Raw genomic sequence first — 13,542 nt, forward strand, 5'->3', positions numbered from 1 at the left:
TTTGGGCCGCCGATCATCATTGCGCGCGCATTCCGATTGCAGCACGTCAGCTGCAAGTTTGGTCTTTCTTGTATTAGCGAGTCTTCCGATCAAAGTCTTAAGTGGCATTGCGGACGTCCCGTTTCCAGTAACCGTGCCACTGCGGGTCGAGTTCGAGCTCCGAGGGGGTCTAGCTCTTGAACATTGAGGTTCAACGTGAGTGGTAACCCGCAGCGACAGGGTGTGGCTAAAGGTATTTCCCGTCACAAGTAGGGGAAAACACGCGGCCTTTGATCGTTTTTGACGCCTCAATCAAGAAAAACTCTCAAAAGCACATAATTTCCTAACGTCACTATTCGACCCGACTTTGCCGGGACTGGGAAAGCTGGGGCCGAAGCTGCGGGAAACCCGCCGTCAGCAGTCGAATCATGCCTGACATCAAACGACCGGATTTGAGGCTGCATCACGACCTTGACCGATTGGGTGTTGCCTGCTCAGGCGTTCCACAGTCGAAGGTTTTATCCGGCGGCAAGCCAAGCCCTGGCGTTCTCGTACTCTTCGGACGGGAAAAACTGTGTCCGGGTCCCTAACACATGGCTGGCGACCTTCTGCGCCATGCGCTGCCAGCTTTTGTCCCCAACGATGGCAGCTCGGTCCAGTTGTCCGATATGTCGGCTGGCCAACCGAAAATGCGCCGCAAGCGCTGACAGCCCTTGCCAGCCGTCAAACTCCCTGAGGTCTATCAGCAGGCGAAACCCTAGCCGGTCCTGTAACACTGCATCCAGATCACGTTCTGCCTGTTTGTACCATTCAGGGTCCAGCTTGCCCAATAGGCTGATCTGAACACATGGACCGCTCAGGTCAGTCACGTGGATCGACCCAAGGGACTCGCGCATCCAGCGTCGGGCCGCCTCAAGCTCGGCCAGATCAAACACCTGAACCGGACAGGGCAGGATGGGGGCCGCCAGACGAACGCTTGTCTGCACCCAACCCTGATCAGCAACAACTGCGATCCGGTCGAAACCGCGCCAATGGCTTAACCCCAGCTTGGTGTCGGACCAGGCTGCGCCCAGATCATACCCCTGGAATTCAGGTTGTATTATCGCCAGTAGCCGAACCGTGTCGTGTTCCGTTAGCGCAGACTCGATGGCGGGAACCAGAGTATTGGTGTAATCGGCGCTGGTCACTTGCCCCGACAACTCGACTTCTATGAGTGCACCGTCAGAATTCGTATGAACCGTCATCATCGGTCAAAACCTCCAAAGCCAAATAATGACAGGACGTTAGGCGGATTCGATCCATTCGGCTACTCCACCGGCGCATTCGGGGCGGAAATAGGCGATCATTCGACCATCCTGCCCCGCCGTCGCCCCTTCGGCCCAAGGAGCAACGCCGTGCAGGCAATGGCGGTGAAGCAAATAGGCCTCTCCCGGCTTTGCAGGCAACTCGATCCTTGGGCAGGTCGCAAACACCTCGCGACGGGCGGATTGGTAGATGTCGGTTATGTCTACTTCGTGCAGGACCTCAGGTGGCATCCCTTCAAGCGCCTGCCTGAACGCGGTCCGCAGAATGTCATGACTGCCGTCCCACACCACCATCGGAGACGCGTCTGAGCTGGCCTCAGTCAGTGGAATGCCCAGAATCCAGGCATGAGGTTCATCAACCCGGCGGCGGCGATCCTGCCCTGTCGGGCGCAAACCGTCCACATGGGCCGCATCCCTGTTTCGACGGTACCGGGTGGCCGCTTCATTCTCGCCCCGGCGCGGGCGCGGATAACCCGGATAAACAACCGAAACCTGCCCCTTGTGCAGCGGTAAATCTCCAAAGTGTTTGTCGATGAACGCCATGGCCTTTCCGGTCAGAGGCCCGGACTGCCCGACCCTGCCCTTCGTGTCATTGGATAGTGCGTCGACACCGATGAACCACGTACCTTCGCAATCCAACCATTCCGCGTGGGCCGGGTCCGTTGTCGACGCCCGTGCGGCAGGCAAAGCGTGGTTCACCCATTCGGCCAAAACCGGATCATACGGGAATTTCACCCAGCCCCGGGCAGAAAAATCGCTCATAAGCCCACGGCCTTGCGCAGCATGTTCAGCGCGACCAGCGTCAGGAACACGGCGAAGACACGTTTCAACGGTTTTGGGTCCATCGCATGGGCCAGCTTTACCCCCCAGGGCGCGGTGATCATTGTCATTGCGACAACGATCCCGAAGGCCACAAGATTAACCGCGCCAATGGTCAACGGGGGGCGATGCTCGGGCGCGATATCTACAAACAAGAACCCAATGACCGAGGGTACGGCGATGATCACGCCAAACCCGGCCGCGGTCGCGACCGCGCGGTGGATAGGGGTGTTATAGAGGCTCATCAGCGGCACACCGAAACTGCCTCCACCGATGCCCATCAGAACGGAAAGAAACCCGACCAGAGGGGACAGGACGGCCCGCTTGATTCCGCCGGGCATTGCGTCGCCCAACCGCCATTCTGCGCGACCCAACCCAAGATAGGCACCGATCACCATGCCCAGAATTCCGAACAGTGCCTGCAAGGCCTCGGTCCGCAGCGCCGATGCGACCAGCACTCCGACAATTGCGCCGACGACAATACCCGGACCCCAACCGCGCAGGATATCCCAATCCACGGCACCCTTCTTGTTGTGGGCTAGAACAGACCGCATCGACGTTACAATGATCGTGGCCAGCGACGTCGCCAGACAAAGCTGCATCAGTTGCGGGCCGCCATAGCCAAGCGTCTGAAACGCATAGAAGAACGCGGGGACCAAAACGATACCGCCGCCCACTCCCAACAGCCCGGCAAGCACACCGGCCAGCGCGCCGATCACAAGCAAAAGGCCCATCATCTGGGCCAGCAACACTGTCTCGGGCATCGTCCCCCCCTTGCCGTTTAAACCTCGACCATCGGCGCAATATGGTCCAGGGCCTGTAGCATGACTTCTGGCCCGGCCCCTTCATGCACGGCCCCTTCGGACAAGGCGCGCCGCCATGCCCGCGCACCGGGGCGCCCCGCGAAGAGACCCAGCATATGCCGCGTGATCTGGTGCAAACGCCCGCCATTGGCAAGGTGCCTTTCAATATAGGGCACCATTTCTTGAACAACCGTCAGCGGATCGCGAACGGTTCCAACGCCAAAGATGCGCCGGTCGGCATCTGCCAGGATATCACCGGGCTGATGATAGGCCGCCCGACCAATCATGACACCGTCAAGACCCGCGTCCAGATGTGCTGCTGCTTCATCCAAGCTGGCGATACCACCATTGATCGATATATGCAGATCCGCAAACGCGGCTTTCATCCGATGCACAAGGTCATAATCAAGCGGTGGAACATCGCGGTTTTCCTTAGGGCTCAGCCCCTGCAACCACGCCTTGCGCGCATGGATCGTTACTCTTTGACAGCCCGCCGCACTGATCTGCTCAAGAAACGCAGGCAGAACTTCTTCGGGCTCTTGGTCATCCACACCGATGCGGCATTTGACCGTGACATCTACATTCGCCGCTTCGCGCATTGCTGCGACGCATTCTGCAACCCGTGCCGGATCTTTCATCAGAACCGCCCCGAAAGTACCAGACTGCACCCTGTCCGACGGGCATCCACAGTTCAGATTGATCTCATCATATCCTGCATCAGCACCCAAACGCGCCGCTTGCGCCAGCTCCTCCGGATCGGACCCACCCAGCTGCAAAGCCACGGGATGTTCCTGCGGTGAATGATCCAACAGATGCAGCGCCCCTCCTCGGACAAGCGCCGGTGCCGTTACCATCTCGGTATACAGCAAGGTTTCCGTGCTAAGCAGCCGATGAAAATACCGACAGTGGCGGTCGGTCCAGTCCATCATGGGGGCAATGCTCAGAGTAGCATGGTGTTGAATGTTATCTCTTCCACGTGCAGTCAACTCAACCATCCTCAAGAATACGAAACCCGCAGCTATCATAGAAAAATCGCCAAAATAAGCCAATTCTTGAGGACTTGGCAAACGAAGCTGATTTGCGGGTTCGGACGTCGTATCAAATCCGATCGCCGCGCTTTCAACACTGGGAAAATCCAGCCGCTCTCTGACTTGCCGCAGACAACGCCATTGGAGAATATGATCAATGGCTTAACAGATGTTTCCGTGATGTTTTCACTGAAGGAAACGCAAGGCGCGAGCTTTGACAGCAAGACCAATTTCGTACTCGCCCAAAAACTATGCCGAGCAGTCACATCTGTCCCAAATATCAAAATTTGATCAAATTTGGTGACAAATCTGATCCATTGAAGTACATCACGGGGAAACAGAATTGACGGAGCCCCCAATGGACCTGAGCGCCTTGCACAGTTTTCGCGTGACTGCATGTGACCTGAACGGTCAGATGCGGGGCAAACGCGTGCCCCCTGAGTATGCGGGCAAGCTGGAGAAAGGCGCCGTGCGCATGCCGTTCTCGGCACTCAATGTCGATCTCTGGGGCGCGGACATTCACGGCAGCCCGCTGGTGTTTGAAACCGGCGATGCGGATGGCGTGCTGCGCCCAACCGACCGGGGCCCGGTGCCTGTGCCCTGGCTTCCGAAAGAAACGGCGCTGGTTCCGATGAGCTTGTATGACGATGCAGGTACCCCGTTTGCGGGTGATCCGCGCCACGCTCTGTCTGCCATTCTTGACCGTTATGCCAAACGCGGCTGGTCGGTCGTTGCGGCGACTGAGTTGGAATTCACACTAATCGATGCTTCGGGTGCGCAACCGCAACCTCCGTTGAACCCGATCACCGGGCGCCGCCTGCTGCATGAATCCGTTCTGTCGGTCGCTGAAATGGATGCGTTTGAGGATTTCTTCACAGATCTCTACGATGGCTGCGCCGCCATGGATATCCCCGCGCAAACCGCCATCTCGGAAAGTGGCGTTGGCCAATTCGAGATCAACCTGAATCATCAGGATGCCATGCGCTGTGCCGACGATACGTGGCTTTTCAAGGCGTTGACACGTGGCCTGGCGCGCAAACACGGGTTTGCCGCAACATTCATGTCGAAACCCTATGCAGATGATGCAGGCAATGGGATGCATGTGCATTTCTCGGTGCTGGACCATCGGGGGCGCAATGTGTTTGACAATGGCGGGCCTGAAGGGACCGGCATTCTGCATTCCGCCGTCGCGGGTTGTGTGGCGGCCATGCCAGGCAGCACGTTGATTTTTGCGCCCCACGGCAACTCTTACACCCGGCTTGTACCGGGTGCGCATGCCCCGACCGGGGCCTGCTGGGCCTATGAGAACAGAACTGCCGCAATTCGCATCCCGGGCGGGGCAACCGCAGCGCGGCGCATCGAACACCGCGTCGCAGGTGGCGACATCAACCCCTACCTGATGCTGACCGCGGTTTTGGGTGCAGCCCTTGCCGGGATCGAAGACGGTCTGCGGCCCCCTGCCCCGATCACAGGCAATGCCTACGATATCGAAGACCTGCCTCAACTGATGCCAGACTGGGCGGCCGCAATTGACAGATTTGAGACCGACCCCCTGGTCGCCCGGCTTTTCCCGGCGGATCTGATCCAGTACCTGATCATGACCAAGCGACAGGAAATTGAACGATTTGAGCGTATCGCTCCTGAAGATCACTGGCTGAGCTATCTCGAAGCGGTTTGACCCCCCTTGCCGCCTCATTCGGACTCAGCTAGAGTTAATTTGATCAAATTTGGTGACACATGAAAATCGGCATATTACAAACCGGCCACACACCAGATGCGTTGCATGGCGAATTCGGCGACTATGATGAGCTGTTTCCTGCACTTCTCGGTGGCAACGGATTTGAGTTCCAGACCTTCGCCGTGGTCGACGGCATATTCCCAAGCGGCGCGGATGACGCAGATGGCTGGGTCATAACCGGTTCGCGCCACGGCGCGTACGAAGACCTGCCGTGGATCGCCCCGCTGGAAGACTTGGTCAGAGAGATACAGCAAAGCGGAAAGCCACTGATCGGCGTATGCTTTGGGCATCAGATCATCGCGCAGGCACTGGGCGGCAAGGTCGAGAAGTTCAAGGGCGGATGGGCCGTCGGACGCACTGAATACGAGTTTGACGGCAACACAGTCTGGCTGAATGCCTGGCATCAGGATCAGGTTGTCGAGTTGCCCGAAGGCGCGCGCGTTCTTGGTCAGAACGCATTTTGCGAAAACGCGATGCTGGCTTATGGAGACACGATCTGGACGGTTCAGGCCCACCCTGAATTCACCAATGGTTTTGTCGCGGGCCTGATGCGCACACGGGGAAAAGGCGTCGTCCCCGAAGACCTGATGCGCGAGGCCGCAAATCGCGAAACCGCCCCGGATGACAACGCCACAATCGCGCGCCATATGGCCGAGTTTTTAAAGAAAGAGAGAGCCTGATGGCTGATTGGACTGATAAACTGCCGGAAGCCGCCAAAGCCTATTTCCACGGACAGCGGCTGGACGAGGTTGAATGTATCATCTCGGACCTTCCCGGAATTGCACGTGGCAAGGCCGTGCCTGCCACGAAATTCGCCAAGCAATCCTATTTTCACCTGCCTGACAGCATATTCTTCCAGACCATCACGGGGGACTGGGGTGAAGCCGCAGGTGACGACGGGTTCATCGAAAAGGACATGATCCTGAAGCCCGACTATTCGACGGCTTCAGCCGCACCCTGGACAGGGGACTGGACGCTGCAAGTGATCCACGACGCCTATGACCGGGATGGTGATCCGATCCCTTATAGCCCCCGTAACGTGTTGAAACGCGTGGTCCAGCTGTATCACAACCGAGGCTGGAAACCGGTTGTTGCGCCAGAAATGGAGTTCTTTCTGGTCGCCCCCAACGTCGATCCCGCACAGGAAATCAAGCCGATGATGGGGCGTTCTGGCCGCCCAGCTGCGGCGCGGCAGGCGTATTCGATGACCGCGGTGGACGAGTTCGGCCCGGTCATCGACGATATCTATGACTTTGCCGAACATCAGGGGTTCGAAATCGATGGCATCACCCAGGAAGGCGGTGCGGGCCAGTTGGAGATCAACCTGCGCCACGGCAACCCGGTCAAACTTGCTGATGAGGTATTCTACTTCAAACGCCTGATCCGCGAGGCGGCGTTACGGCACAATTGTTTTGCAACCTTCATGGCCAAACCGATCGAGGAAGAGCCGGGTTCGGCCATGCATATCCATCACTCGATTATCGACATGGAGACCGGCCAGAACATCTTTTCGGGTCCGCAGGGCGGCGAAACGGACGCGTTCTATCACTTCATTGCCGGGTTGCAGAACCATCTGCCCGCCGGTCTGGCCGTGATGGCACCTTATGTGAACTCGTATCGTCGCTACGTGAAAGACCACGCCGCGCCGATCAATCTGGAATGGGCTCGCGACAACCGCACTACAGGCATTCGCGTTCCACTGTCCGGACCTGAATCGCGCCGTGTCGAAAACCGCATTGCCGGTATGGATTGCAACCCGTATCTGGGCATCGCCCTGTCGCTGGCGTGCGGCTATCTGGGTCTGGTTGAACAAGAACGCCCGCGTCGTCAATTCTATGGTGACGCCTATGAAGGCGAAGGGGATATCCCCCAGGTCATGGGCGATGCGCTGGATATGTTTGACGAAGCCACAGCCCTTCACGAAATCCTTGGCCCCGAGTTTGCCCGCGTCTATGGCATCGTGAAGCGGGCCGAATATGAAGAATTTCTGCAGGTCATCTCTCCGTGGGAACGGGAACATCTGCTGATCAACGTCTGAGACTTTTCGTGAATCTGCTCTATTCCAATGACCGCAAGGGCGAATACCCTGCCAGCTGGTATGCCGCGACGGCGAACCCAACGGAACGCTTTCCTGTTTTGGCCGAAGATATTACGGCGGATGTCTGCGTTGTGGGCGGTGGCTACACAGGCCTGTCCGCAGCATTGCATCTGGCCGAGGCGGGGTTCGATGTCGTTCTGCTTGAAGCCCACCGTGTCGGATTTGGTGCCTCGGGGCGCAATGGTGGCCAGCTGGGCAGCGCGCAGCGGATGGATCAGGAAGACCTCGAGCGTCTTGTTGGCGACCCGGATGCTGCAAAGCTGTGGGACCTAGCCGAAGACGCCAAGGATCTGGTCAAATCACTGATCTCCAAGCACCAGATCGCGTGCGACCTGCAACCCGGCGTCGCGGTTCTGGGTCTGTCAGCTTCAGAACGAAAAGAGCTGCACACCCATGCAGGCCATCTGTCCGACCGTTATCAGTATGACCAGATCAAGCTGCTGGATGAAGACGAAGGCCACAAACTGTGCCCCTCGCCCGCTTACAAGGGCGGGTATCTGGACATGGGGGCCGCTCATTTGCACCCATTGAATTTTGCGCTGGGGTTGGCACAGGCGGCGGCCAAAGCGGGTGTTCGCATTTTTGAGGGCACCGAAGTCATCGATATTGACGAAACCCGGCCTGCACTGATCCGGACCGCCAGGGGGAACGTTAGGGCCGACCATGTTGTGCTGGCCTGCAATGGCTACCTTGGCAATCTCAACCGGACCGTCGCGGCCCGTGTCATGCCCATCAACAACTTCATCGCAGCGACTGAACCCCTTGGCAGCGAGGCCGCGCGGGTCCTGACTCAGGATGTCGCGGTCGCGGATACCAAGTTCGTGGTGAACTATTTCCGCCTCAGCGCCGATGGCCGGCTTCTGTTCGGTGGCGGCGAAAGTTATGGCTATCGTTTTCCTGCGGATGTCGCGGCGAAGGTCCGCAAGCCGATGACCGAAATCTTCCCACATCTGCGCGATGTCAAAATCGACTACGCATGGGGTGGGACGCTGGCCATTACCATGCGGCGGATGCCTTATCTGGTGCGTATCGCACCCAATATTCTGTCTGCTTCCGGCTATTCCGGTCATGGTGTAGGCACCGCGACCCATGCAGGGCAATTGATGGCACTGGCCATTCAGGGCCAATCGGAAGGGTTCGATACAATGGCCCGCGTGCCAACCCTGCCCTTCCCCGGCGGCTCCACCCTGCGCAACCCGCTGCTTGTGCTGGCAATGACATGGTTCGCCATGCGGGACCGGCTTGGGATCTGATCCACGTTACTTGTGACATATTGGTGAATTTCCGCTGGCGCGGCGATTGAGGGCTTGGATTGCCGCCTGAATAGCTTTATCTTTACCAAAGATAGAATTCGGGAATTCCAAATATGACGCTTCCACCAAACGTTCATGACGCCGAACCCATCCCAGAAGCAGCAAAAGAAGCCATCGACGCCCTGATGCAGTCGGGCGACTTGTTTCGCTATACCGCCCCGCAAGATGCCCCGGTGGCTTTGCTGGAGGCTGAGTTTGCCGAACTTCTGGGCACAAAATACGCTCTCGCTGTTTCATCCTGTTCTGCTGCGCTGTTTCTGTCGCTCAAGGCACTGAGTCTGCCGCGCGATGCGCGCGTCCTGATCCCCGGCTTCACATTTGCCGCGGTTCCCTCGTCGGTCATTCACGCGGACTGCATCCCGGTTCTGTGCGAAGTGGGTGAGAATTATCGCATCGACATGGCCGATTTCGAGGGCAAGCTCGACAGCGTTCAGGCGGTGATCATCAGTCACATGCGCGGCCACACATCTGATATGGACGCGATCATGGCGCTGTGCGACACGCGTGACATCCCGGTGATCGAAGACGCTGCGCATTCGCTGGGCACGACCTGGCATGGCAAAAATATAGGCACCATCGGCAAGGTCGGCTGTTTCTCGTTTCAGTCCTACAAGATGATCAATGCGGGCGAAGGCGGTATTCTGATCTCAAACGATGCTGATCTGGTGGCCCGTGCCGTCATCATGTCGGGCGCGTACGAACATAACTGGAAGAAACATAAAGGACCGCACGGCGACAACTCGCCCGAATTGGAAGAGGCCTTCGCCCGCTGGCAGAACAAGTTGCCACTGTATAACCTGCGCTTGAACAACCTGAGCGCCGCTGTGATCCGCCCGCAGATCCCGGAACTGGCCCGTCGTGTCCGCGATGGTCTTGCGAATCACGACTACGTTGCCGGGCGCTTGAATACCTCACCCCATATCAATGTGCCCGCGCCCTTGCCCCCCGAGCAGCGCGCGCCGGATTCTATTCAATTCAATCTGGTTGGGTTGCAGGAACACGAGATTCGCGCATTTGCCGCCGCATCCGAGGCACGCGGTGTCAAAGTTCAGGTCTTTGGCCTGAGCCAGGACAATGCACGCGCTTTCTGGAACTGGCAATTTCTGCCGGAAACGTTCGAGCTGCCGCAAACACGTGACATACTGATGAAAGCGTGTGACGTCCGACTGCCCGTACGCCTGACACGCGCAGAGCTGGACGTGATCGCCGATATTCTGCTGGCCGCGGTCGGCGAAGTGACCGGCCCAATGCCGGTCTACGGCACCTGAGATTAGAACTGACCCACTAAAATGGTGGGCCTTTTCCTCAGGCTCACCTTAATTCAGTTTTGAAAGCTTCTGTTGAAGTTCGGCCAACTGTTTCTTGATATCGTCAAGATCCTCTTTCGGCTCTGACTTCTCGCTTTCCTTCTCTGGCGAGGACCATCTGCCAGACAACCCACCAGTCATAGCCTTCAGAAAGGCCTGCTGCTGTGCTTTCAACGCTTCAAAACCCGGCATCTGGGACATCGGGTTCATGGCGTTCATGTTTTCCATCATCTTGCTTTGGCTTTCGCGCAGCATATCGAACGAGCTTTGCAGGAATTGCGGCATCATGCCCCCGCCAGGCAGCATGTAACTGCGCACAAGATCGTTCAGAACATTGACAGGCAGCACATTCTCGCCGCGGCTTTCATGTTCAGCAATGATCTGCAGCAGATACTGCCGCGTCAGGTCGTCGCCGGATTTCAGGTCGATGATTTGTACTTCGCGCCCGTCACGGATGAATCCCGCGATATCTTCGAGCGTCACGTAATCGCTGGTCTCGGTGTTATACAGCCGACGGCTGGCATAGCGCTTGATCAGCAGCGGTTTTTCTTGGTCCGACACCGGGTACCCTCCCCAAGGATGATGCGTTGCAGCACAGGTTATGCGAGTGCAGCACAAAAAGAAAGGGCAGGTCAATGGACCTGCCCAACGCGATTGCACCTATAGGGAGGGTCGGGTGCGTTTCGCTGACTTTTCTTACTTCGCAGCAGCAGCTTTTTTAGCGGCTGTGGTCACGTCGTTGGTTGCTTTTTTAACAGCGGCGGATGCTTCTTCCGCAGCTTCTTTACCAGCAGCCATCAGCAGTTCGACGGTTTCGGTCTGAACTTTTTTCGCGATTTCTGCGAAAGCGGCCATGTTCTCGGCTGCAACTTCAGCAGACGCGCTTGCGAAATCGGTTGCTGCTTTTGCGTAGTCGGCAGGCTCTGCCTTGGCTTTCGACATCTCGGTCAGTTTGGCCAGCGTGTCTTTGGTCCATTTGCTCGAGATTTCTGCCGATTTCTCTGCTGCTTCCAGAGCAACGCCCGACAGCTTTTCATTCAGCGAAGCGGTCGATTTGAATGCGCCTTCCATTGCGGTTGTGTCCACGGGGAATGCACCCATCATGTCTTTCATGATCGCGGTAAAGTCTTGGGTCTTAGCCATTGTCATAATCCTTTTAGCCAGTCCGGGCCCACCCCGGGTTTCATCAGCTTGAGGACAATATGATTGCTGCAGCGCAGCATTGCAAGTTTTTTCTTGCTGCGCTGCAGAAAAAATCAAGTTTCAGAATGAAATCAGGCGTTTGGTTTTGCCACTACATACGTTCCGGGTGCAGCACCCAGGCTCGGGTGCTTCGAATCGCCAGGTTCACGGGCCGGTACCTGCTTGCCCGACTGTTTCTTAAGCCAGGCATCCCACATGGGCCACCAAGACCCTTCATGAAAATCGGCTTCCTTTAACCAGGTGGCGGCGTCTGTTTTCAAATCCGGGTTGGTGTAATGCCCATACTTTTTCTTGCTGGGCGGGTTCACAATGCCCGCAATATGACCCGACTCGGAAACCACGAAAGTTTTTGATCTCGAGCCCATCTTTTGCACACCGCGATAGCAGTCTTTCCACGCCGCGATATGATCGGTTTCGCATGTGATGGCTATCAGGGGCACATCAACGTCACCGAGCTTCAGCTTATGCCCCAGTACCTCAAAGCCATCGGTCGCGAATTCATTGCGCTGGCATAGCCCACGCAAGTACTCCACCGCCATTTTCGCAGGCAGGTTGGCTCCGTCACCGTTCCAGTACAGCAAATCAAAGGCCGGGGGCACTTCCCCCATCATGTAACTGCGAATGGCCGGGCCATAGATAAGGTCACGTGATCTCAAGAATGACATTGTGCGCGCCATGATCCACGACCGCAGAACACCTTCCTTTTTCACTTCTTCTTCGATTCCGTCGATAAAATCGTTTTGTAGGAAAGGCGTGAACTCTCCCTGATCGGAAAAATCCGTCAATGCGGTGAACAGGGTCGCCGATTTGACCGACTTGTCTCCTCGCTGTTTCAGCAGAGACAGCGTCAGGCTCAGGGTGGTACCTGCAATGCAATACCCCACCGCGTTGACCTGTTTGACCTTGCAAATCTTCTTGGCCGCCTCGATCGCGGTCAGGAAACCGTCCTGAATGTAGTCTTCCATGCCGGTTTCGGCATAGCTTTCGTCCGGATTGACCCAGCTCACTACAAACAGGGTATATCCCTGCTCGGTGATCCATTTGATCATGCTGTTCTGGGCTTTCAGGTCCAGAATATAGAACTTGTTGATCCAGGGCGGGAACAGGACAATCGGTGTCTCACATACAGTTTCGGTCGCCGGCTTGTACTGGATCAGTTCCATCATCCGGTTACGATAAACCACCTCCCCCGGCGTCGTCGCCAGGTTACCGCCGACCTCAAAGGCACTCTCATCTGCCAGTTTGACGACCAGCTCGCCATTGTTGGCCTCAAGATCTGACACAAGGTTTTCCAACCCCTTGATCAGTGACTGGCCCTCGGTTTCGACCGCTTTTTGTAATGCATCCGGATTGGTCGCCAGGAAGTTTGTCGGCGCCATCATATCGACGATTTGCTGCGAGAAATATTGCAGCCGCCTTTTGTCCTTGGCATCCAGATCGTCCACGGACGCAACAGCCTGCGCGATCGCTTGCGCATTGGTCTGGTATTGCTGGCGGATCAGTCGGAAATAGGGATTGGTCTCCCAAAGGGGGTTCGAAAATCGCTTGTCTTCTGTTTTGGGGGCTTCGCCTTCCGCGTCAGACGCAGTCAGCGCTTTCTGCGCCTCGGCAAAGTTCAGCACTGACTTGCCCCAGAATTCTATCTGCTGTTCCAGTAGTTTGGCGGGATTTTGCCAAGCCTCCGCCCAGTAGGCACTTGCTGCTCGTGCGAAAAGCTCTTGATTCGGGCCGTCCAGCGCGGGTGTGTGCGGCCGTTTTACAGCCATGACCTCAATCAGGCGCTTGGACAGCTTCTCGACCTTTTCCATATTTTCTTTAAGGCGTTCAATATGTTCTTCGGATACGTCTGGCATGTGGTCTTCACTAGTTGTCATTTTAACAATTCCCCCCTAACCTCGCTGCTATGCAGAATAACGTCGTGGGTGCTGGGGGGCAAAGCGACGAATGGTC

At 56.9% G+C, this 13,542-nt stretch carries 13 protein-coding genes; 6 read left to right on the top strand and 7 right to left on the bottom strand.

All coding sequences use genetic code 11. The annotated features are described in order from the left end of the window. Positions 1-497: 497 nt before the first annotated feature. The 4 genes from AC2FLZ_RS10235 to dusA are packed head-to-tail and all read right to left on the bottom strand — an operon-like array spanning position 498 to position 3,834. Positions 498-1,223, bottom strand: a complete 726-nt coding sequence (locus tag AC2FLZ_RS10235) for a SpoIIAA family protein (RefSeq protein ID WP_480896687.1) — start codon at positions 1,221-1,223, stop codon at positions 498-500. Positions 1,224-1,262: 39 nt separating this feature from the next. After that, positions 1,263-2,045 (bottom strand): hypothetical protein, encoded by a 783-nt coding sequence (locus AC2FLZ_RS10240; protein ID WP_480517557.1) that lies wholly within the window; start codon positions 2,043-2,045, stop codon positions 1,263-1,265. After that, on the bottom strand, positions 2,042-2,866 hold the full coding sequence (locus AC2FLZ_RS10245) for a sulfite exporter TauE/SafE family protein (RefSeq protein ID WP_480545360.1): 825 nt from the start codon (positions 2,864-2,866) through the stop codon (positions 2,042-2,044). The genes AC2FLZ_RS10240 and AC2FLZ_RS10245 overlap by 4 nt, the downstream gene beginning before the upstream one ends. 17 nt (positions 2,867-2,883) lie before the next feature. Then, positions 2,884-3,834 (bottom strand): tRNA dihydrouridine(20/20a) synthase DusA, encoded by a 951-nt coding sequence (dusA, locus tag AC2FLZ_RS10250; protein ID WP_480517561.1) that lies wholly within the window; start codon positions 3,832-3,834, stop codon positions 2,884-2,886. 24 nt (positions 3,835-3,858) lie between these two features. On the opposite strand from dusA, the gene AC2FLZ_RS10255 reads away from it, so the two are divergent. From AC2FLZ_RS10255 to AC2FLZ_RS10280, 6 genes are all read left to right on the top strand, one after another. Next, positions 3,859-4,224 (top strand): hypothetical protein, encoded by a 366-nt coding sequence (locus tag AC2FLZ_RS10255; protein WP_480517563.1) that lies wholly within the window; start codon positions 3,859-3,861, stop codon positions 4,222-4,224. Positions 4,225-4,291: 67 nt separating this feature from the next. Further along, entirely contained in the window at positions 4,292-5,611 is a 1,320-nt protein-coding gene (locus AC2FLZ_RS10260; RefSeq protein WP_480517565.1) for a glutamine synthetase family protein, read from the top strand. 59 nt (positions 5,612-5,670) lie between these two features. Further along, the gene (locus AC2FLZ_RS10265) at positions 5,671-6,351 is read left to right on the top strand and encodes a type 1 glutamine amidotransferase (protein ID WP_480473448.1); all 681 of its coding nucleotides are present in this window, start codon (positions 5,671-5,673) and stop codon (positions 6,349-6,351) included. Then, positions 6,351-7,709: a glutamine synthetase family protein gene (locus AC2FLZ_RS10270; RefSeq protein ID WP_480621997.1), complete on the top strand. Its 1,359-nt coding sequence runs from the start codon at positions 6,351-6,353 to the stop codon at positions 7,707-7,709. Before AC2FLZ_RS10265 ends, AC2FLZ_RS10270 begins: the two co-directional genes overlap by 1 nt. Positions 7,710-7,717: 8 nt before the next feature. Further along, on the top strand, positions 7,718-9,022 hold the full coding sequence (locus AC2FLZ_RS10275) for an NAD(P)/FAD-dependent oxidoreductase (RefSeq protein ID WP_496882157.1): 1,305 nt from the start codon (positions 7,718-7,720) through the stop codon (positions 9,020-9,022). Positions 9,023-9,135: 113 nt separating this feature from the next. Continuing rightward, positions 9,136-10,350, top strand: coding sequence for a DegT/DnrJ/EryC1/StrS family aminotransferase (locus AC2FLZ_RS10280; RefSeq protein ID WP_496882158.1), 1,215 nt, complete (start codon positions 9,136-9,138; stop codon positions 10,348-10,350). A 48-nt stretch (positions 10,351-10,398) separates the two neighbouring features. On the opposite strand, the gene phaR is transcribed toward AC2FLZ_RS10280, so the two are convergent. The 3 genes from phaR to AC2FLZ_RS10295 form a co-directional block, all read right to left on the bottom strand. Next, positions 10,399-10,950: a polyhydroxyalkanoate synthesis repressor PhaR gene (gene phaR, locus AC2FLZ_RS10285; protein ID WP_480473452.1), complete on the bottom strand. Its 552-nt coding sequence runs from the start codon at positions 10,948-10,950 to the stop codon at positions 10,399-10,401. Between the two features lie 135 nt (positions 10,951-11,085). After that, entirely contained in the window at positions 11,086-11,532 is a 447-nt protein-coding gene (locus AC2FLZ_RS10290; protein WP_209503426.1) for a phasin family protein, read from the bottom strand. A 131-nt stretch (positions 11,533-11,663) separates the two neighbouring features. Next, entirely contained in the window at positions 11,664-13,466 is a 1,803-nt protein-coding gene (locus AC2FLZ_RS10295; RefSeq protein ID WP_496882159.1) for a PHA/PHB synthase family protein, read from the bottom strand. Positions 13,467-13,542 lie beyond the last annotated feature (76 nt).

Source organism: Ruegeria sp. YKSF131 (assembly GCF_059612645.1).